19 protein-coding genes, 1 other RNA gene and 1 pseudogene are annotated in these 18,932 nt (G+C 62.6%); 8 read left to right on the forward strand and 13 right to left on the reverse strand.

The annotated features are described in order from the left end of the window. Positions 1–96: 96 nt before the first annotated feature. The 5 genes from C5J24_RS32550 to rimP form a co-directional block, all read right to left on the reverse strand. A complete protein-coding gene (locus C5J24_RS32550) occupies positions 97–228 on the reverse strand; it encodes a hypothetical protein (RefSeq protein WP_256427135.1) in 132 nt (43 codons plus the stop codon). A gap of 38 nt (positions 229–266) precedes the next feature. After that, the gene (gene infB, locus C5J24_RS07650; protein WP_105416983.1) at positions 267–3,068 is read right to left on the reverse strand and encodes a translation initiation factor IF-2; all 2,802 of its coding nucleotides are present in this window, start codon (positions 3,066–3,068) and stop codon (positions 267–269) included. 100 nt (positions 3,069–3,168) lie between these two features. After that, entirely contained in the window at positions 3,169–3,873 is a 705-nt protein-coding gene (locus C5J24_RS07655; RefSeq protein ID WP_046667181.1) for an RNA-binding protein, read from the reverse strand. Beyond that, positions 3,870–5,486, reverse strand: coding sequence for a transcription termination factor NusA (gene nusA, locus C5J24_RS07660; protein WP_046667182.1), 1,617 nt, complete (start codon positions 5,484–5,486; stop codon positions 3,870–3,872). Before nusA ends, C5J24_RS07655 begins: the two co-directional genes overlap by 4 nt. A gap of 67 nt (positions 5,487–5,553) precedes the next feature. Next, a complete protein-coding gene (gene rimP / locus C5J24_RS07665) occupies positions 5,554–6,144 on the reverse strand; it encodes a ribosome maturation factor RimP (protein ID WP_038592094.1) in 591 nt (196 codons plus the stop codon). 240 nt (positions 6,145–6,384) lie between these two features. Here rimP and C5J24_RS07670 point away from each other — a divergent pair, with 240 nt between their 5' ends. Together C5J24_RS07670 and C5J24_RS07675 are read left to right on the forward strand one after the other, a co-directional pair. Continuing rightward, on the forward strand, positions 6,385–8,016 hold the full coding sequence (locus C5J24_RS07670; protein ID WP_105416985.1) for an MFS transporter: 1,632 nt from the start codon (positions 6,385–6,387) through the stop codon (positions 8,014–8,016). Between the two features lie 5 nt (positions 8,017–8,021). After that, complete coding sequence (locus tag C5J24_RS07675) at positions 8,022–8,477, forward strand: GNAT family N-acetyltransferase (protein ID WP_105416987.1); 456 nt, start codon at positions 8,022–8,024, stop codon at positions 8,475–8,477. Here the strand turns inward: C5J24_RS07675 and C5J24_RS07680 are convergent, their stop codons facing one another. Next, positions 8,478–9,755 carry a lytic murein transglycosylase gene (locus C5J24_RS07680; RefSeq protein WP_245446573.1) on the reverse strand — a complete coding sequence of 426 codons (1,278 nt, stop codon included), beginning with the start codon at positions 9,753–9,755 and terminating at the stop codon, positions 8,478–8,480. Between the two features lie 203 nt (positions 9,756–9,958). Then, positions 9,959–10,564, reverse strand: a complete 606-nt coding sequence (recR, locus tag C5J24_RS07685; protein ID WP_046638126.1) for a recombination mediator RecR — start codon at positions 10,562–10,564, stop codon at positions 9,959–9,961. A 52-nt stretch (positions 10,565–10,616) separates the two neighbouring features. Here recR and C5J24_RS07690 point away from each other — a divergent pair, with 52 nt between their 5' ends. Continuing rightward, a complete protein-coding gene (locus C5J24_RS07690) occupies positions 10,617–11,228 on the forward strand; it encodes an MOSC domain-containing protein (RefSeq protein ID WP_105416991.1) in 612 nt (203 codons plus the stop codon). Here C5J24_RS07690 and C5J24_RS07695 read toward each other — a convergent pair. After that, entirely contained in the window at positions 11,225–11,836 is a 612-nt protein-coding gene (locus C5J24_RS07695) for a LysE family translocator (RefSeq protein WP_105416993.1), read from the reverse strand. The genes C5J24_RS07690 and C5J24_RS07695 overlap by 4 nt on opposite strands. A gap of 37 nt (positions 11,837–11,873) precedes the next feature. On the opposite strand from C5J24_RS07695, the pseudogene C5J24_RS32275 reads away from it, so the two are divergent. Next, positions 11,874–12,074, forward strand: a pseudogene (locus C5J24_RS32275) (MOSC domain-containing protein); the annotation flags it as partial. 52 nt (positions 12,075–12,126) lie between these two features. Here C5J24_RS32275 and C5J24_RS07705 read toward each other — a convergent pair. The 4 genes from C5J24_RS07705 to ffs form a co-directional block, all read right to left on the reverse strand. After that, the gene (locus C5J24_RS07705; protein ID WP_105416995.1) at positions 12,127–12,696 is read right to left on the reverse strand and encodes a hypothetical protein; all 570 of its coding nucleotides are present in this window, start codon (positions 12,694–12,696) and stop codon (positions 12,127–12,129) included. Positions 12,697–12,859: 163 nt separating this feature from the next. Beyond that, positions 12,860–13,183, reverse strand: a complete 324-nt coding sequence (locus C5J24_RS07710) for a YbaB/EbfC family nucleoid-associated protein (protein WP_038547916.1) — start codon at positions 13,181–13,183, stop codon at positions 12,860–12,862. A gap of 17 nt (positions 13,184–13,200) precedes the next feature. Then, complete coding sequence (locus tag C5J24_RS07715) at positions 13,201–15,087, reverse strand: DNA polymerase III subunit gamma/tau (protein ID WP_105416997.1); 1,887 nt, start codon at positions 15,085–15,087, stop codon at positions 13,201–13,203. A gap of 86 nt (positions 15,088–15,173) precedes the next feature. Further along, positions 15,174–15,270, reverse strand: an RNA gene (gene ffs, locus C5J24_RS07720) — signal recognition particle sRNA small type. Between the two features lie 86 nt (positions 15,271–15,356). Here ffs and C5J24_RS07725 point away from each other — a divergent pair. The 4 genes from C5J24_RS07725 (at position 15,357) to C5J24_RS07740 (ending at position 17,896) form a co-directional block, all read left to right on the forward strand. Then, complete coding sequence (locus tag C5J24_RS07725; protein WP_105416999.1) at positions 15,357–15,764, forward strand: HIT domain-containing protein; 408 nt, start codon at positions 15,357–15,359, stop codon at positions 15,762–15,764. Next, positions 15,761–16,720, forward strand: a complete 960-nt coding sequence (gene nudC, locus C5J24_RS07730) for an NAD(+) diphosphatase (RefSeq protein ID WP_105417001.1) — start codon at positions 15,761–15,763, stop codon at positions 16,718–16,720. Before C5J24_RS07725 ends, nudC begins: the two co-directional genes overlap by 4 nt. A 4-nt stretch (positions 16,721–16,724) precedes the next feature. Further along, complete coding sequence (locus C5J24_RS07735) at positions 16,725–17,420, forward strand: YafY family protein (protein ID WP_105417003.1); 696 nt, start codon at positions 16,725–16,727, stop codon at positions 17,418–17,420. Positions 17,421–17,521: 101 nt separating this feature from the next. Further along, positions 17,522–17,896 carry a VOC family protein gene (locus tag C5J24_RS07740; protein ID WP_105417005.1) on the forward strand — a complete coding sequence of 125 codons (375 nt, stop codon included), beginning with the start codon at positions 17,522–17,524 and terminating at the stop codon, positions 17,894–17,896. A gap of 166 nt (positions 17,897–18,062) precedes the next feature. Here the strand turns inward: C5J24_RS07740 and C5J24_RS07745 are convergent, their stop codons facing one another. Next, entirely contained in the window at positions 18,063–18,926 is an 864-nt protein-coding gene (locus tag C5J24_RS07745; protein ID WP_105417007.1) for a prephenate dehydratase, read from the reverse strand. Between the last annotated feature and the right edge of the window lie 6 nt (positions 18,927–18,932).

Genomic DNA, 18,932 nt, shown 5'->3' on the forward strand with positions numbered 1-18,932 from the left:
ATGCTTACCGTTGCGAACTCTCCGATAGAAGCTGAAAATTTTTGCCACAGCACAAGTCGACGCCGAAAGCGGATAAAGCGCTGGATCCACGGCGCGCTAACGGCGGCGTATTAGGCCACGAACATAGCTGATGTCACGTCCGGCGGTATCGCAAAGATCGATGCCGTCCTCGAGTTCCGTATCGGAAAGCACTTGGTCAAAATGCCAGGAGCCGTCCGTGAATGTCACGGACGGCTCCTGTAATTGTTCGGGCTGCTCGCCGGAGGTCACAGCGTGCGCGTGATATGCTCCACGCGGAAGCATTCGATGACGTCGCCTGCGCGCATGTCTTCGTAATTCTCGAACGCCATGCCGCATTCCTGGCCCATCGGCACTTCGCTGACTTCGTCCTTGAAGCGCTTGAGCGTCTTGAGCTTGCCTTCGTGGACGACGACGTTGTCGCGGATAAGGCGGACGCCCGCTCCACGCTCGACCTTGCCCTCGACGACACGGCAACCGGCGACCTTGCCAACCTTGGTGATGTTGAACACTTCCAGGATCTCGGCATTGCCGATGAAGGTTTCGCGGCGTTCCGGAGACAGGAGGCCCGACATCGCCTGCTTCACGTCATCCACCAGATCGTAGATGATGTTGTAGTAGCGGATCTCGAGGCCTTCGCGTTCCGCAGAGGCACGTGCCTGCGGGTTGGCGCGGACGTTGAAGCCGATGATCGCCGCGTTGGATGCCTCGGCGAGCGAGATATCCGATTCGGTGATGCCGCCGGCACCCGAATGAACGATGCGGGCACGGACTTCGTCGGTGCCGAGCTTGTCCAGTGCGCCGATGATCGCTTCGATCGAGCCCTGCACGTCACCCTTGATGACCAGCGGGAATTCCTTGAAGCCGGTATTCTGGAGCTGCGACATCATCTGTTCGAGCGAACCGCGCTGTCCGGACTGGCGGGCAGCCGCCTTGTCGCGGGCAAGCCGCTGGCGATATTCGGAAATCTCGCGAGCGCGGCTTTCGTTTTCGACCACGGCGAACCTGTCGCCGGCAGCCGGCGTGGCGGACAGGCCGAGCACTTCGACCGGCATGGCCGGGCCGGCTTCCTTCACATGGTCGCCCTTGTCGGTGACGAGCGCGCGCACACGGCCCCACTGGTCGCCGGCAACGATGATCTGGCCGGGCTTCAGGGTGCCCTTCTGGACAAGAACGGTGGCCACGGAACCGCGGCCACGGTCGAGCTGGGCTTCGATGACGATGCCTTCGGCCGTCCGGCTCGGATCAGCCTTGAGGTCGAGGATTTCGGCCTGTAGCAGGATGGCTTCGAGCAGCTTGTCGAGATTGACCTTGTTCTTGGCCGACACTTCGACGTCGAGCACTTCGCCACCGAGCGATTCTACGAACACTTCGTGCTGCAGAAGCTGCTGGCGAACCTTGTCCGGATTGGCTTCGTGCTTGTCGATCTTGTTGATCGCCACGATGATCGGAACACCCGCTGCCTTGGCATGGGCGATCGATTCGATCGTCTGCGGCATCACGCTGTCGTCGGCTGCGACCACCAGGATGGCGATATCCGTCGCCTGGGCACCACGGGCACGCATGGCCGTGAAGGCGGCGTGGCCGGGGGTGTCGATGAAGGTGATCTTCTGGCCGTTATGCTCCACCTGATAGGCGCCGATATGCTGGGTGATGCCGCCGGCTTCGCCGGAGACCACGTTCGCATGGCGGATTGCGTCGAGCAGCGAGGTCTTGCCGTGGTCGACGTGACCCATGATGGTGACGACCGGCGGGCGGGAAACCATTTCGCCTTCGTCGTCGGCAACGTTGAAGATGCCTTCTTCGACGTCGGATTCCGAGACGCGCTTGACGGTATGGCCGAATTCGCCGGCGATGATTTCGGCGAGGTCGGCGTCGATGACGTCGCCCGGCTTCATCATCTGGCCTTCCTTCATCAGGTACTTGATGACGTCGACGGCGCGTTCGGACATGCGCTGCGACAGTTCCTGAATGGTGATGGTTTCAGGCAGGATGACTTCACGCATGACCTTTTCGCGCGTTTCCTGCATCTGGCTGCGGCGGAACTTCTCCTGCCGGCGGCGGGTCGCGGCCATCGAACGGCCACGGGCATTGCCGTCCTCGTCCGTGCTGACCGTGGTCACCGTCAGCTTGCCGCGGCGGCGTTCGTCTTCGGTCTTCGGGCGGGCCGGAACCTTGGCGGGAGCAGCGACGGGGACTCGGCCACGGCCGGGTGCGCCACGCGGCGGGCCGCGATCTTCGTCTTCTTCGTCAGCGCCCTTGCGGCGGCCGGCAACCGGCAGTGCCGCAGGTGCGGCGCCGGGAGCTGCAGGCCGGGGAGCCTGGGGACGTGTTTCGCCGGGACGGCCGGCAGGGGCGCCAGCGGCGCGCTCGGCCGGCTTTTCGGCGGCTACGGGTGCAGTTGTCTCGGCCGGGGCCTCGACCGGTTCGACCTTGGGTTCGGCAGCGCGGCGGGCAGCCTCGGCGGCTTCCTCGATTTTGCGGCGTTCTTCCTCGACCAGGCGACGTGCCTCGTCTTCGGCGCGTTGCTTGGCCTCGATGACTTCGCGCGCCTGCGCTTCCATCAAAGCGCGGCGACGGGCTTCCATCTCGCCGGCGGAAAGGTCGTGCAGGACGGCGCCGCCCTGGCGCTGCTGCGGACGCTGCGGCTGGCTGGATTGCTGCGGACGCTGCGGCTGGTTGGGCTGCTGCGGGCGCTGCGGCTGATTGGATTGCGGCGGGCGCTGGTTCTGCTGCGGCCGTGCGTTCTGAGAGCCCGGCTGGTGGACGCGCGCTGCCGGAGCGGCAGGCTGCTGCGGTACCGGGCGCTGGGGAGCGGCCGGCTGTGCGACAGCCTCTACCACCCGCGGCGCGGGCGCCGGGGCTGCGGGCGTGATTGCCGGCTTTTCGTCCAGCGGCCGGGTCGGCCGCCGCTTGACTGTTTCGACGACGACGGCCTTGGTGCGGCCGCGACCCATGTCCTGGCGGACGGTACCCTGGCTCATCCCAGATGGCTTCAGTGTAAGGGTCTTCTTTACGCCGAGTGTCTTATCGTCTTTGTTGTCGGTCATTCCGTTCCTGTTCCTTCGGACAGGAACGGATGGAAGCCATCAGAACCCGTCGTTTAATCCGTACATATCGATGTGCGTCCGGCTAAAGCCGGTGACCGCGTCATTGTTTCGGCATGTCAGCGACACCTTTTGTCTGGGACAGACCGCCCATGCGGTACTGTTCAAGTAGGTTTGCGCGCTTCACTACACCCTCACCCGCCTGCCCCGCAAGCGCGCAGGCATGGATAAAAGCATTCTGGCCCATCACTTCGTCCAATTCAGCGCTCGTGAAGAGCGAAAAGGACGGAATGTCTTCCCCGGTATTCGAACCGAGCTTCCAGGCCTTGCGGGCCTGGTCTATTTTTCTCACTCCGTCGGCGGCCGCATCGGCCGCATGGAACACTGCAAGTGCTGCACCCGAGCGCACGGCGGCATCCACCTTCGTGGCGCCGGTGACGAATTGGCTCGCCTTGCGGGCCATATTCATCATGCCGACGAGATCGGCGGCGAGCAGGCGATCCACCAGCGCGCCGAGATCTGCATCCGCCTTCGCCTCGGCCTTGAGGGCCCGGGCGAAAAGCTTTTTCTGGACCGCCCGGTCGACGAGCGACCGTTCGGCCTTGATCCAGCAGCCACGGCCCGGAAGCTGGCGCTTCAGGTCGGGCACGACCTGGCCGTTCGGGCCGGCCACGAAGCGGATCAGCGTTTCCGGTGATCCCGCCTCGCGGGTGACGATGCAGGTACGGTCGTTCACGACGATCTCGCCCAGGTCATCATCGACATGTCCGTCTTCGTTCTCGTCCGGCTCATTCGCGAGCGGGATCATTCCTGCTCGACGGCGTCCGCCTCCTCCGCTTCAGCTTCCGGCTCGGGGGCACCCTTTGCGAGATCTTCCTCGGTGATCCAGCCTGCGGACAGGCGGGCCTGGACGATCATGTTTTCAGCTTCGACGCGGGAAACGTCGAACTTCGAGAACAGGCCCTCGAACTTCTTCGTCACGCCGTCCTTGCGTTCGCTCCAGCCGACGAGGTCGTCTGCGGCGCAGCCGGCAAAGTCCTCGATCGTCTTGATGCCGTCCTCGCCGAGCGCGACGAGCATCTGGCCGTTCAGGCCGTTGATCTGGCGCAGTTCGTCTTCGACGCCGAGCTCCTTGCGCTTGGCGTCCATCTCGCCTTCGATCCGCTCCAGGTATTCGCGGGCGCGGGTCTGGATTTCGGTGGCGGTGTCTTCGTCGAAACCGTCGATCGAGGAGATTTCGTCGAGATCGACGTAAGCCAGTTCCTCGACCTGGGCAAAACCTTCCGAAGCCAGCACCTGGCCGACCATTTCGTCGACGTCGAGCGCGTCCATGAAGAGGTTGGTTCGCTCGTTGAATTCCTTCTGGCGGCGCTCCGACTCCTCGGCTTCCGTCATGATGTCGATGTCCCAGCCGGTCAGCTGCGAGGCGAGGCGGACGTTCTGGCCGCGGCGGCCGATGGCAAGCGACAGCTGCTCGTCCGGAACCACGACTTCGATCCGCTCGGCATCCTCGTCGAGAACCACCTTGGCGACTTCAGCCGGCTGCAGCGCGTTGACGATGAACGACGCCGGATCCTGAGACCACGGGATGATATCGATCTTCTCGCCCTGCAGCTCGCCGACGACCGCCTGGACGCGCGAACCGCGCATACCGACGCAGGCGCCGACTGGATCGATCGACGAGTCGTTCGAGATCACGGCGATCTTGGCGCGCGAACCCGGATCGCGGGCGACAGACTTGATCTGGATGATGCCGTCGTAGATTTCCGGCACTTCCATGGTGAACAGCTTCACCATGAACTGCGGATGGGTACGCGACAGGAAGATCTGCGGGCCGCGCTGTTCGCGACGGACATCATATACGTATGCGCGGACGCGATCGCCGTAGCGCATGTTTTCGCGCGGGATCATTTCGTCGCGGCGGATGATGCCTTCGCCGCGGCCGAGATCGACGATGACGTTGCCGTATTCGACGCGCTTGACGGTGCCGTTGATGATTTCGCCGACGCGGTCCTTGAACTCGTCGAACTGGCGGTCGCGCTCGGCTTCACGCACCTTCTGGACGATGACCTGCTTGGCCGACTGGGCGGCGATGCGGCCGAAATCCATCGGCGGCAGCGGATCGGCGATGAAGTCGCCGATCTTGGCATCGACGTTGCGGTCGAGCGCCAGTGCCAGCGGGATCTGCGTGCCGTAGTCCTCGGCGTGATCGACGACTTCCAGCAGGCGCTGGAGCCGGATTTCGCCGGTCTTGGAATTGATGTCGGCGCGGATATTGGTTTCCGAGCCGTAGCGGGAGCGGGCAGCCTTCTGGATGGCGTCGGCCATCGCGGCCAGCACGATCTCGCGGTCGATGACCTTTTCGCGCGCCACTGCATCCGCGATCTGCAGAAGTTCAAGCCGGTTCGCACTCACTGCCATTGTCGTTGGTCTCCGTAGGTCAAACGATGAGGCCTTTCCTGGGGAAAGGCACAAGTCTCTGTTCGGTTTATTCGTCTTCTGCTTCTTCGTTCTGGTTCGCGGCCTGCGCCTTGGCGAGCTTGTCGGCCCGAAGCGCGTCGCGGATCAGATCGTCGGTCAGAATGAGCTTTGCCTCGGCCAGTGCCGAAAACGGGATCGTTACCCGTGGTTCCTCGCCATAGGCGACCTGATCCCGCTCGATCGTGAAACCGTCCGCATCGCTTTCGGTGATCCTGCCGCGGAACCGCTTGCGGTTGTCGATCATGATCGACGTTTCGCATTTGACCAGATGGTTCAGCCAGCGGGTAAAATCCGACTTTCGAACCATCGGACGGTCGATGCCCGGCGAGGACACTTCCAGATGATACTCCCGATCGATCGGATCTTCTACATCCAGGACCGGCGAAATCGCCACGGATACGGCTTCGCAGCCTTCGACATCCATGGTTCCGTCGTTGCGCTCGGCCATGATCTGCAGCGTCGCGCCGTTCTGGTTCAGCATCCTCACACGCACCAGGCGATAGTCCATGGCGGTCAGGACGGGCTCGATGATTTCGGCGACCCTCAGGTCAAGCCCGGTCTCGATGATGAGCCGCGGCTCGTATTCGGTTTGCGGCATAAGCTCTCCGGCAATCATTGCCCCATAGCTGGGCCCAATGTCTGGGTTACAGTGATCGCCTAACAAAAAAGAGCGGGTCCGGTGGGGCCCACTCTTCATCGGACGATCAAGAATATGGGGTGCATATACGCTTTCAGGCCCCCGAATGCAAGATCGCATATTCTGAGGCTCCAGCGACTGGAATTTGCTTCTGCCGGGTCTATAACCGTTTGGTACGACGCACGAAAGAACGAGGACAAAGTGCCCGATCGGATATCGACCCTGGCTCCCTTCAGGCACCAAACCTTCAGAACGATCTGGATCGCCAGCCTCGCCTCCAATTTCGGCAGCCTGATCCAGGCGGTCGGTGCGGCGTGGATGATGACCTCGATCACCGATTCCGAGGACATGGTCGCGCTGGTCCAGGCTTCGACGGCGTTGCCGATCATGCTCTTTTCGCTGATCGCGGGTGCGCTTGCCGATAACGTCAACCGCCGCACCCTGATGCTGACGGCGCAGTTCTTCATGCTGGTCGTGTCGTTGACGTTGACGCTGTTTGCCTATCTCGATCTCCTGACGCCCTGGCTGCTCTTGGCATTCACCTTTCTGCTCGGCTGCGGCGTGGCGCTCAACAATCCTGCCTGGCAGGCCTCGGTCGGAGACATGGTCCCCCGCGAGGTCCTGCCGGCGGCGGTGACGATCAACAGCGTCGGTTTCAACATCACCCGCAGCGTCGGCCCCGCGATAGGCGGCGTGATCGTTGCGGCTGCGGGCGCCGCTGCCGCGTTCGCTGCCAATTCCATGAGCTATTTCGCTCTGATCTATGCATTGATCCGCTGGAAGCCGGAAGGCCGTGACAATGCACTGCCGCGCGAGACGCTTCTGCGGGCGCTTTCGGCCGGTCTCGGCTACGTCGTCATGTCGCCGAACATTCTCAACGTGCTGTTCCGCGGTCTTGTTTTCGGTCTTTCGGCAAGCGCCGTGCTGGCGCTTCTGCCGATCGTCGCCCGCGACCTAGTCTCTGGCGGCCCGTTGACCTACGGCACCATGCTCGGAGCCTTCGGGGTCGGCGCGATCGCCGGCGCAATGGGCAATTCGCGGCTGCGCGAAAAGCTGTCGAGCGAGTCGATCGTCCGCCTGTCGTTTCTGGGTTTTGCGGCGAGCGCTGCGATCATCGGCATGAGTTCAAGCACGCTGCTGACCGCGTTCGTCCTGCTCGTGCCCGGCGCCTGCTGGGTGCTGGCATTATCGCTGTTCAACACGACGGTGCAGCTTTCGACACCGCGATGGGTGGTAGCCCGCGCGCTTTCCTTCTACCAGACGGCGACGTTCGGGGGCATTGCCGGCGGCAGCTGGGTGTGGGGTATCCTGTCCGATACGTTCGGCGTCTCGATCGCGCTGACCCTGTCGAGCCTGGTCATGTTGCTTGGCGCCGTGGTCGGCATGCGCCTGCCGCTGCCGCAGTTCAGCGATGCCAATCTCGATCCGCTCAACCGCTTCAACGTGCCGATGCTGAGCCTCGACCTGCAGCCACGCAGCGGACCGATCGTCTCCTTGGTGGACTACACCATCGCCGACGAGGACGTGCCGGAGTTCCTGGCGCTGATGTCGCAGCGGCGCCGTATTCGCATCCGCGATGGTGCGCGGCAGTGGGCGCTGATGCGCGATCTGGAACATCCGGAAATCTGGACGGAGACCTATCACACCGCCACCTGGGCCGACTACGTGCGCCACAACCAGCGCCGCACCCAGGCGGATGCGGAGGTCTGGGACGCGATCCGCATTCTTCATCGCGGCGAAGAAGGCCCGCGCGTCCACCGGTTGATCGAGCGTCAGACGATCCCGCCGAGCGACGACATTTTCCATAAATCGTCGCCCGACCTGCACCACTAGATCCCATGGTTTCTTTCCGAAAATCCCGCCGCTCCGATCTCCTCGCCATTGTCGAACTGCTCGCGGACGATGCGCTTGGCCAGGCTCGCGAAGTCGTGTCCGATCCGATCGATCCGCGTTACGAGCAGGCCTTTGCAGCGATCGAGGCTGACGGAAACCAGCTTCTGGCAGTCGCGGTGAACCGGGAAGACAAGGTGGTGGGCTGCCTACAGCTCTCCTTCATTCCCGGCCTGTCGCGCGCCGGCATGTGGCGTGGCCAGATTGAAAGCGTGCGGATCGCTGCAAGCGAGCGCGGTAGTGGACTGGGATCGCAGTTCATCGAATGGGCGGTGGGAAAGTGTGTCGAGCGCGGCTGCAAGCTGGTGCAACTCACCTCCGACAAGGCGCGGCCGGATGCAATCCGCTTCTATGAGAAGCTCGGGTTCACCTCGAGCCACGAGGGCCTGAAGCGCAGCCTCTGACTAGCGGATCTTTCCCTTGAGCGACGGATCGGGAAAACACGTTGGAGCAAGGCCGTTCTTTGCCTGCCAGTCGCCGAGCGAACGGCGGGTCTTGTAGCCCGGCAGGCCATCGACATTGCCCACGTCATAACCCTTGGCGACCAGCGCCTTCTGCATGGTGAGCACGTCGGAGCGCAGCATCTTGCCGACATCGCCCCAGGGTGCCTGGAACGGTCCCGCGCCCGACGCGATCCGGTCGGCGAGATTGCCGATGAACAGCGCGTAGAGGTCGGAATTGTTGTATTCCTTGATCACGTAGAAATTCGGCGTCACGACGAATTCCGGTCCGCTGCGCCCGGCTGGCACCAGCATCATGCCGTCCGCCTTGAGATCTGCCGCGGGAAACGCCTTGCCGGAAATGCGGGTGATGCCGGTTGCCGCCCAGGCCGAGATCGGCTTGGCGAGATCCGGCCCTTCCTGCGCGCAGGAAACTTTTGCGGGGATCGTCACTTCGAACCCCCAGTCGCGGCCGCGTTGCCAGCCTTCCTTCTGCAGGTAGTGGGCGATCGAGGCAAGCGCATCCGGCACCGAGTTCCAGATATCCGGGCGACCGTCGCCGTCGAAGTCGACCGCATATTTCAGGTAGCTCGACGGCATGAACTGTGGCTGACCGAGCGCACCCGCCCAGGAACCCTTCATCGTCGCCGCATCGACATCGCCCCGTTCGATCATCTTCAACGCTGCGATCAGCTCCTCGCGGAACATGTCCTTGCGGGTCGACATGAAGGCCTTGGTCGCCAGCACCTGCACGGCGGAATAGGGCATCCGCGCCTTGCCGAAACCGGATTCACGCCCCCAGATGGCGACGACGATCTCGCCCGGCACGCCATAGGCCGCCTCGATCTTCTTCAGCGTCGCCGAGTAGGTCGCCGCAAGCCCGCGGCCGGTGGCGGCCAGCCCCTGCAGCCGCTTTTCGGAAAAATAGGCGCCGGGAGAGGAAAACTCCGCCTGACTCTGGTCCTGCTGCTTCGGCGGCTCCGAACCCGGCGGCACCAGGTCCGGCAGGTCCCAGTTGAGCGTCACGCCCTGGAAGGCAGCCTTCAGCGTCCGCTCGGAAATACCGGCTTTTTTGGCCACCGGAGCCAGATCGCTGCCGATCCACCGCTGAAACAGCTTCTCGACGTCGGGGCGATTCTGGGCGAGCGCGGGGAGGGGGAGGAGGGTTATGAATATGGCGAAAAGAAACGCTGCAATGTACCTGAAGGCACCCCCCTCTGCCCTGCCGGGCATCTCCCCCACAAGGGGGGAGATCGACGTGTTGCGACGCCTCGACCACCTTGAACGCTGCGATTGAAGTGATGCCGGTGCCTCTGGCCGATCTCCCCACCCGTGGGGGAGATGGCCGGCAGGCCAGAGGGGGGCGAGCTTGCTCAACGTTATCCTCATCAAGGTTCTAACCAGCGAGGCAGATGGGTACGCTTCCACATACTCAATGCCTTCCTCTAAATCACCGTCCGCGCCCGAAGCGCCGCCGTCAGTGTGCCCTCGTCGAGATAATCGAGCTCCCCGCCGACCGGCACGCCATGCGCCAGCCTTGTGATCTTCACATCAATGCCGGAGAGCTGGTCGGTAATATAGTGTGCCGTGGTCTGCCCCTCGACCGTCGCGTTGACGGCGATGATGATCTCGCGGATGACGCCCTCGTTCACCCGGTCGATCAGCCCGCGGATGTTGAGGTCGTCCGGGCCGATGCCGTCGAGCGGCGAGAGCGTACCGCCGAGCACGTGATAGGCGGTGTTCATCGCGCCCGTCCGCTCCAGCGCCCAGAGGTCGGAGACGTCTTCGACGACGATCAGCATCGTCTGGTCGCGGCGGATATCGGTGCAGACCGTGCAGGGATCGACGGTATCGACATTGCCGCAGCGCGAGCAGATCTTCACCTTGTCATAGGCCTCGCCCATGGCGCTCGAAAGCGGCCCCAGCAGCTGTTCCTTCTTCTTGATCAGATGCAGCGCCGCCCGGCGCGCCGAGCGCGGTCCGAGACCGGGGACCTTTGCCAGAAGCTGGATGAGTTTTTCGATTTCGGGGCCGGTGACTCGCTTTGCCATTTTCTCCCTTTAGCCCATATGCTCAAAAAACGGAATCGCTGAAGGGCCGCTTATGAAACTTCTCGCCGTCTGCCTCGGACATCCGGAAAGGCTGCCGGGCAAGAGCTTCAAGACCGGCATCTACAAGTCGGTCGTCAATGCCGCCGTCATGGTCGACAGCCTCGGCCTCGTCGGCGATGCGGTCTGCAATACGAAGCACCACGGCGGCGAGGACCAGGCGATCCTGCTTGAGGGCTCGCTGACGCTGGACTGGTGGGCGGACGCGCTCGGCCGCGATTTCCCGCCCGGCACGTTCGGTGAGAACCTGACCGTCGAGGGTCTCGACAACCGCGATGTCGCCGTCGGCGACCGTTTTCACATAGGCGAAGTCGTGCTCGAGGCGACCTGCGCACGCTCTCCCTGCAACACGCTTGCGGTGAAGATGGGTGATCCGAAATTCCTGAAGACCTATACCAACGCTGGCCGCCCCGGCATCTATTGCCGCGTCGTCAAGCCCGGAATGGTCTCGCCCGGCGATCCCGTTCGGCACGAACTTTATACCGGCGACCGGGTCATGATCGCGGAAATGCTGGCGGCGGTCGGCAGGAACCTGTCGGAAACCGAAAAAGCCCGCTTCCTGGCCGCACCCATCGGCCGCCGCTGGAGGCCGACGTTCGAGAATTAGCGGGTCGCGATCGCTGCTGCCGCACTCGCCATGGCGCCGGCCGAAACCCGGTTGGCGATCTTCACGGCCCGAGGGCTCTTCAGGAACTGGCGGGCCTTTGCGGCAAGCAGCACCCAGGCAAGATCGACGACCACCAGCACCACGAACATCGCGGCGACCAGTTCCAGCCAGCCGGTCAGCGTCACGCCCCCGAGATCGATGATCGAAGGCAGCAGCGCCACATAGAACATCATGATCTTCGGGTTGCCGAGCGTCACGGTGAGGCCGGCGAAAAACATCTTCAGCACGGAGCGATTTTCCGGAAGGTCTTCGCCGGAGCCGGCAGGTTCGGTGAACCACATCTTCCATGCGAGATAGAGGAGGTAGGCGACGCCGATCCACTTGATGGCCACGAAGACGGCATGGAAGCTCTCGGCGATGGCGGCCAGACCTGCGACCGCAAACGAAAGCCATATGGCCTCGCCGACCCACATCGCTGCGAGAAACGGCAATACGTCGCGATACCCCTTGGACAGAACGCGCGCCACGAGCGCGGCTATGCTGGGACCAGGCGAACCTGCCGCGACAAAAAGTGCCGCCGCGAAAACCAGAAGTGATGTCAACGTCATCGGAACCTCCCTATTCCTTCGGACCCAGGATCAGAACGGCATCTATTGCCGGGGCGTCACGGATGGCGTGGCCGAAGCCGGGACGCCGGTGGAATACCAACCTTTTCCCGGAGAAAGGGTGACGATGCCCGAGCTAATGGAAACCTTCGGCCGGCGGCTTTCGGAGTCGGACCGGGCGCGATATCTCGCTGCTCCCATCCACTACAAGCTGCGGGCGATGTTGGAGCCCGGAATATAACGGCAATGCACAGCGACAATGACGCTCCGTACTTACGCTGGCGAACGGCGATCTATTCCTGGCATGAATCTAGCCGAACAAAAGGCGGCAACAGAAAGCCATTTTTCCGCTCGTCCTTGGTTAGCAGATCCTTCCGCTTAACTTGGACGGCCATGTGCTTGCTGCAGGCAATGGAGAGGGCGGTCAAATTACCGAAGGCAATGTACGGCGTTTGATCACCGGAGGAAATGTCGGTGACCGGGATTAGGAACGGTGCCATCTGCTCATTGGATGTAGCCGGATCATTGACTTCTTTAAAGCATTCGTAAGCGACGGATTTGTCACTATTTTTCTTGACGGTAGGCAAGTCTAAATTGCACATGGGTATCACATCGCTGCATATGACAACGCCATCGATAGACCAAACCAGTTTGGACTTTCGCCAAGTTTCAAATCTTACCAGCTCCGCGTAGAATGGGTGTTCTCCAGCGCGCACCTTATAGAAGATTTTAGTGTCGTCGCCCGTATTAGACTGATCAAAGACATAAACACGCTTGTTACGATCGCACTGGCTCGCATTGACAACCGTCGGCGCGAATAGAGTAGCTGCGAGGCAAAGGCGAAAAACGCCGGCGATCTTCATGAAAAACCTTATGAGATCTGTGGAACTACTGGGTGAAATATGAGAGCAATTCCAGCAAAAGTATGGCGCTGTTTTGCGCCGGGAATTGCTTGAAAACAAAGAGATAGAGCCTTTCCGCAATTCGAAGAAAGCAGGAATGCCTTAAAGACCGAATTGCGTGCTTTCAGAACGGCATCTTGAAGCCGGGCGGGATCGGCAGGCCGGCGGTCAGTTCCTTGGTCTTTTCGGCGGCGATCGCCTCGGCGCGTTCCTTGGCAGCCTTGTGGGCGGCGACGATCAGGTCTTCGAGGATCTCGACGTCGTCTTCCTTGAACAGCGACGGATCGATCTTGAGGCCGAGCATGTCGCCCTTGCCGTTGAGCCGCACGGTCACCAGTCCGCCACCGGATGTGCCTTCGACGTCGAGAGCGGCGATTTCCGCCTGCATCTGCTCCATCTTGGCCTGCATTTCCTTGACCTTGCCCATCATGCCCATGATGTCGCGCATCTGTCTGTCCTCTTCTCTTATAGCTCGATGTCGTCGCCGGGCAGGATGTCGCCCTCTTCGGATTCCGCGGTCGCCGGTGCCGGCAGGTCCTCGGTCTCGCTTTCATCCTCTTCACTGGCGCGAATGCGCACGTCGGTGATCCTGGCGCCGGGGAACTGGGCAAGGATCGCCGCCACATCCGGATCGGCGCGGGCGTCGGTAAACTGCGCTTCCCGCACGCTCTTTTCGGATTCGACCAGCGTCGGCTCGCCGGCCTCGTTGCTGAGCGTCACCCACCAGGTGATCCCGGTCCATTCCTCCAGCCGCGCCTTCAGGTCGCCGGCAATGGTCTTCGGCGCGTCGCCGGACAGATTGATCTCCAGCCGGCCCGGCTCGATCTTCACCAGCCGCACGAAATTGCGCAGCAGCGCCTTCAGCCGCGGATCGCGGTTCTTGGAGCAGAGATCGGCGATATCCGAGATCGAATTGACCGGGACCTTCGGCACCGGCTTTTCGGCCGGCTGTTCTTCGGTACGGCCGACGGGTATTTCCCGCGGCGCGGTATTCGGCACGGCCTGCAGCATCGCGGTCGGCCCGCCAGCCGGAATCCGCGGGCTCGACATTTCGGTGCCGCGCGCATTGACCGGCGATTGCGGCGGCGAAACGGGGCGTCCGCCGCCATTGCCGCTCGGAACCGCCGCACGCTGGCCGTCGCCACCGGAAAATTCGGCGAGACGGCGGGCGGCATCTTCCGGCGAGGGAAGATGGGCCGCGTGCGTCAGCCGGATCAGCACCATTTCGGCCGCCCCTGCCGGGCGCGAGGAATTTTCGACTTCCGGAATGCCCTTCAGGAGCATCTGCCAGATGCGCGACAGCGTACTCACCGCGACGCCCTCGGCAAATTCGCGGCCGCGCAAGCGCTCCACTTCGCTGATCGAAGGATCGTTGGCGGCGTCCGGGATATATTTGAAACGGGTGGTCAGATGGGTGAAATCGGCAAGGTCGGTCAAAACCACGACCGGATTGGCGCCGGCCTCGTATTGCTCCGTAAATTCCGAAAGCGCCGCCGTCACGTCACCGCGCAGGATATGTTCGAAAAGGTCGACGATGCGGGCGCGGTCGGCAAGTCCCAGCATGCCGCGCACGGTCTCCGTGATCACTTGGCCGCCGCCATGGGCGATCGCCTGGTCGAGCAGCGACAGCCCGTCGCGCGCCGACCCTTCTGCTGCACGGGCGACCATGGCAAGCGCTTCCGGCTCGGCCGGAATGCCTTCCTTTTCCAATATTGAGGTGAACAGGTGAACCAGGTCCGCGGCGCTGATGCGGCGCAGGTCGAACCGCTGGCAGCGCGACAGCACGGTGATCGGAACCTTGCGGATTTCGGTCGTCGCGAAGATGAATTTCACGTGCTCCGGCGGCTCTTCGAGCGTCTTCAACAGGCCGTTGAAGGCCTGTGTCGAGAGCATGTGCACTTCGTCGATGATATAGACTTTGTAGCGCGCCGAGACCGGACGGTAGCGCACCTGCTCGATGATCTCTCTTATATCGTCGATGCCGGTATGGGAGGCGGCGTCCATCTCGATCACGTCGACATGCCGGCCTTCCATGATCGCCTGGCAATGTTCGCCGGGAATCCTGAGGTCGATGGTCGGTTTGTCGATATCGGATGTCTTGTAATTCAGCGCGCGGGCGAGAATGCGGGCGGTCGTCGTCTTGCCGACCCCGCGAACGCCGGTCAGCATGTAGGCCTGGGCGATGCGGCCGGTCTCGAACGCGTTGGTCAGGGTGCGGACCATCGGCTCCTGGCCGACCATCAGGTCCGAGAAATCCTTGGGACGGTATTTGCGGGCGAGCACCCGGTATCCGCTGCCTGCGGCGGGATTGGCGGCGGAGGTGCTTGAAGATGTGGGCCCGGTATCGCTCATTCAGTCCTGCCAGCCTGCGCGGGCCAATCCTGAGCACGGTCTTGACCGGGCCGGAAGCTGACCAAGATGGTAGTACAAGTAAAAGGGTGGGAGGCTGGCACGGCGACCCGTGCCTGGCTCGTTAGGGCTGCTTCCTTCCGGACCTGACCCGGTTGGCGAGTGGCTCGTCCACCACCAACCTCCCGCTTTCCATATCGTCAATAACGCTTCCAAATGCAAGCCAACCCTGTAAAAAACTGCTATCGAACAGAAAAACAAGGGAGGAAAGTTTGAGCGAATTCGAACTGGATGGCAGGATTGCCCGCGATTCCGATCTTGTGACGGTGCTCACCCTCTGCCAGTTGCGCATCCAGAACGACAGCCGCTGGCCGTGGCTGGTCCTGGTGCCGCAACGCGCCGACATGACCGAGATCTTCGATCTTTCGCCCGCCGAACAGGCGCTGCTCTCGGGCGAGGTCAACAGGGTGGCCGCTGCCCTGAAGACGGTAACCGGCGCCACCAAGATCAATGTCGGCGCACTCGGCAATATCGTCCGCCAGCTGCATGTCCATGTCATCGCCCGGTTCGAGGAAGATCCGAACTGGCCCGGCCCGATCTGGGGTTTCGGCCAGTCGGTGCCCTATGGCGGGCAGCAGAAACAAGATTTTCTCAACAAACTGGTTGAAGCCCTTTCATGACAGCGAACCTTTTCGACACCGACGCACCCCATCCCGAACCGAGCAAGCTGACGGCTTTTTCCGGCAATAAGCTGGACCGCCGCGCCGAATACCGTGAGGACGATTGCGTCGAGAAGGCGCTTGCCGTGGAGGGCGCCCACATCCTCGCCTTCACCGGCAGCCGGCTGATCCTGAAGCACGACAGCCAGATCCTCGACCCGCTGTTTTCGCCCTACGAGCTCGCGGAACTCACGCCGGATTTCGACAACGCCGTGCTGCTCGGCTATCGCGAGACCGGCGAGCCGCGCATCGCCGTGCCGATGCTGATCCCGGCGGAGGAACTGGCAAGCCACTACAAGCCGACCGAGGCGCGGGCGCTCTTTCGCGACCAGCTCATCGAAGGCGAGCTGCAGGGCGAGGTGGCGCAAGCCGTTGCACTGCTCAACTGGAATGCCGCCAACAAATTCTGCGGCAAATGCGGCTCGCCGACCGAAACCAGGATCGGTGGCTACAAGCGGGTCTGCACCCAGTGCCAGCACATGACCTTCCCGCGCACCGACCCGGTGGTGATCATGCTGACCGTCGACACGGAGCGCGACCGCTGCCTGCTCGGCCGCAGCCACCATTTTCAGGAGGGCATGTATTCATGCCTCGCCGGTTTCGTCGAGCCGGGTGAAACGATCGAGGATGCGGTGCGCCGCGAAACCTTCGAGGAATCCGGCATCGAAACCGGCCGGGTCCGCTATCACGCCTCGCAGCCCTGGCCGATGCCGCATTCGCTGATGATTGGTTGTTACGCCGAGGCAAAATCCACCGAGATCAAGATCGATCCGCAGGAAATGGCCGATGTCCGCTGGTTCGAGCGGGCCGAGGCCGAGGCCATGCTCGATGCCGGCCCGGACGCTCCGGTTTTCGCGCCGGTCAAGGGGGCGATCGCCCATCGCCTTCTGCGCGACTGGATCGAGTGGAGCCGGTAGAACCATGACCGTCGCGCGGTCGGAGCGCTTGCTGGCTCTTCTCCAGACGCTCAGGCGCTACCGCCAGCCCGTTAGCGGCGCCAAGCTCGCCGCCGAGACCGGCGTCAGTCTGCGCACGCTCTACCGCGATATCGCCAGCCTTCAGGCTCAAGGTGCCTTCATCGAAGGCGAGGCGGGTCTCGGCTATGTGCTCAGGCCCGGTTTCATGCTGCCGCCGATGATGTTTTCGGAAGAAGAGATCGAGGCGCTGGTGCTCGGCTCCCGCTGGGTCGCAAAGACTGCCGATCCGCGGCTTGCCGCCGGCGCGGTCGATGCGCTCGCCAAGATCGCCGCCGTCCTGCCGGCAGATCTCAGGCAGGAACTCGACAGTTCGACGCTGCTTGTCGGAGCGCCGCGGCGAGGTGAGGATAGGGCCGATCTCGGCCTGATCCGAAAGGCGATCCGCGCCGAGCATATCCTTGAACTCGCATATGAGGACGAAAAAGGGGCGCTGACCCATCGAAAAGTCTGGCCCTTCGCCCTCGGCTTCTTCGACAGCGTCAGGGTGATGGTTGCCTGGTGCGAACTCAGGCAGGACTTCCGGCATTTTCGCACCGACCGCATCTCCTCTGCGGCTTGGACGGAAACACGTTATCCGCGCCGCCGGCCGGTCTTGCTCAAGGAGTGGCGAGAGGCTGAAGGAATTCCGGCCCAGCCATGAATGCTACTGCCATTATCTGACAGTAGGCTGCGATAATCTCCGGTCAGTCCCAACCAGGAGCAATTCCCGGAAGAGGGAATTGCGTCACAAGGAGAACTGACATGGTCCACCCCGATTTCACCATCCTCTTCGTCGACAACCCGCTCGCCAGCGCGGATTTCTACCAGGCCCTCTTCGGCGTCGAACCCGTGGAAAAGTCACCGACCTTTGCGCTCTTCGTGTTGAACACCGGCATGAAGCTCGGCCTGTGGTCACGCCACACAGCTGAACCGTCGGTGAAGGGCGAGTGCGGCGGCGGCTCGGAAATCTGCTTCCGGCACGGTGATGCCGCCAGCGTCGACAAGGTTTATGCCGACTGGTCGGGCCGCGGCCTGCGGGTGCTGCAGACGCCGGTAGAAATGGATTTCGGCTACACGTTCGTGGTCACCGATCCGGACGGGCATAGGCTGCGGGTCTATGCGATGAGCGCACAGTAAGCGCAAACAGCCGTGGGGGTTGGGCGGGTGTGGCACCCGCTCCGCCCCGCCGGGCATCTCCCCCTCGAGGGAAGATTGCAACCCGACGTGTCCAGGCCGATCCTCGGGTTCAACACGAAGGCATAGCGTGTCCCGTTTTCTACGGCCGCTCCCAGGCCGTCGCCTCTCACCCCTTCTGCAACGCTCCGCGCATCGGGTGGCCCTTATACGTGCCGAGAACCCGCACCTTTTCCGAGAAGAACCGCAGTTCTTCCAGCGCCCGGCGCACGGGGGCGTCGTCCGGATGGCCCTCGATATCCGCATAGAACTGGGTCGCCACGAACTTGCCGCCGAGCTGGTAGCTCTCGAGCTTCGTCATGTTGATGCCGTTGGTCGCAAAACCACCCATCGCCTTGTAGAGCGCGGCGGGGATATTGCGGACGTTGAATACGAAGGTGGTCACGAGCACCTCGTCCGGATCATTCCGCTGTACCCATTTTTCGTCGCGGGAGAGCACGACGAAACGGGTGACGTTGTCGTCCCGGTCCTCGACATTCTCCGCCAAGATCTCGAGACCGTAGAGATCGGCCGCAAGCCGCGGCGCCAGTGCCGCCATCGTCCGGTCGCCCTTTTCCGCCACCATCTTGGCGGAGCCGGCCGTGTCGCCGGCGACGACGGCCTTCCAGCCGTTCGAGCGGATGATCTTGCGGCACTGGCCGAGTGCATGGATATGGCTGTGGACGGTGCGGATTTCCTCGTGGGTCACGCCCGGCAGCACCATCAGCTGGAAGCGGATCGGCATGAAATATTCGCCGATGATATGCAGCCGCGATTCCGGCAGGAGGTGATGGATATCGGCGACGCGTCCGGCGATCGTGTTCTCGATCGGGATCATCGCCAGGTCCGCATCGCCGTTTTCGAGCGCCTGGAAGGCGTCCTCGAAAGTCGGGCACGGAAGCGGTTCCATGGTCGGGAACATGTCGCGGCAGGCCATGTCGGAATTGGCGCCGAAATCGCCCTGGAAGGCGATGCGATTGGTGAGTGCGTTCATGGGGTT

It is taken from the genome of Neorhizobium sp. T25_27, assembly GCF_002968565.1.
GTDB lineage: Bacteria > Pseudomonadota > Alphaproteobacteria > Rhizobiales > Rhizobiaceae > Neorhizobium > Neorhizobium tomejilense.

Coding starts and splice junctions, on each gene's coding strand:
- C5J24_RS07675 (WP_105416987.1), top strand. CDS start 8,022: ATGGTTTCTTTCCGAAAATCCCGCCGCTCCGATCTCCTCGCCATTGTC.
- infB (WP_105416983.1), bottom strand. CDS start 3,068: ATGACCGACAACAAAGACGATAAGACACTCGGCGTAAAGAAGACCCTT.
- C5J24_RS07740 (WP_105417005.1), top strand. CDS start 17,522: ATGGTCCACCCCGATTTCACCATCCTCTTCGTCGACAACCCGCTCGCC.
- C5J24_RS07745 (WP_105417007.1), bottom strand. CDS start 18,926: ATGAACGCACTCACCAATCGCATCGCCTTCCAGGGCGATTTCGGCGCC.
- C5J24_RS07715 (WP_105416997.1), bottom strand. CDS start 15,087: ATGAGCGATACCGGGCCCACATCTTCAAGCACCTCCGCCGCCAATCCC.
- nusA (WP_046667182.1), bottom strand. CDS start 5,486: ATGGCAGTGAGTGCGAACCGGCTTGAACTTCTGCAGATCGCGGATGCA.
- C5J24_RS07710 (WP_038547916.1), bottom strand. CDS start 13,183: ATGCGCGACATCATGGGCATGATGGGCAAGGTCAAGGAAATGCAGGCC.
- C5J24_RS07735 (WP_105417003.1), top strand. CDS start 16,725: ATGACCGTCGCGCGGTCGGAGCGCTTGCTGGCTCTTCTCCAGACGCTC.
- C5J24_RS07655 (WP_046667181.1), bottom strand. CDS start 3,873: ATGATCCCGCTCGCGAATGAGCCGGACGAGAACGAAGACGGACATGTC.
- recR (WP_046638126.1), bottom strand. CDS start 10,564: ATGGCAAAGCGAGTCACCGGCCCCGAAATCGAAAAACTCATCCAGCTT.
- rimP (WP_038592094.1), bottom strand. CDS start 6,144: ATGCCGCAAACCGAATACGAGCCGCGGCTCATCATCGAGACCGGGCTT.
- C5J24_RS07705 (WP_105416995.1), bottom strand. CDS start 12,696: ATGAAGATCGCCGGCGTTTTTCGCCTTTGCCTCGCAGCTACTCTATTC.
- C5J24_RS07695 (WP_105416993.1), bottom strand. CDS start 11,836: ATGACGTTGACATCACTTCTGGTTTTCGCGGCGGCACTTTTTGTCGCG.
- C5J24_RS07690 (WP_105416991.1), top strand. CDS start 10,617: ATGAAACTTCTCGCCGTCTGCCTCGGACATCCGGAAAGGCTGCCGGGC.
- nudC (WP_105417001.1), top strand. CDS start 15,761: ATGACAGCGAACCTTTTCGACACCGACGCACCCCATCCCGAACCGAGC.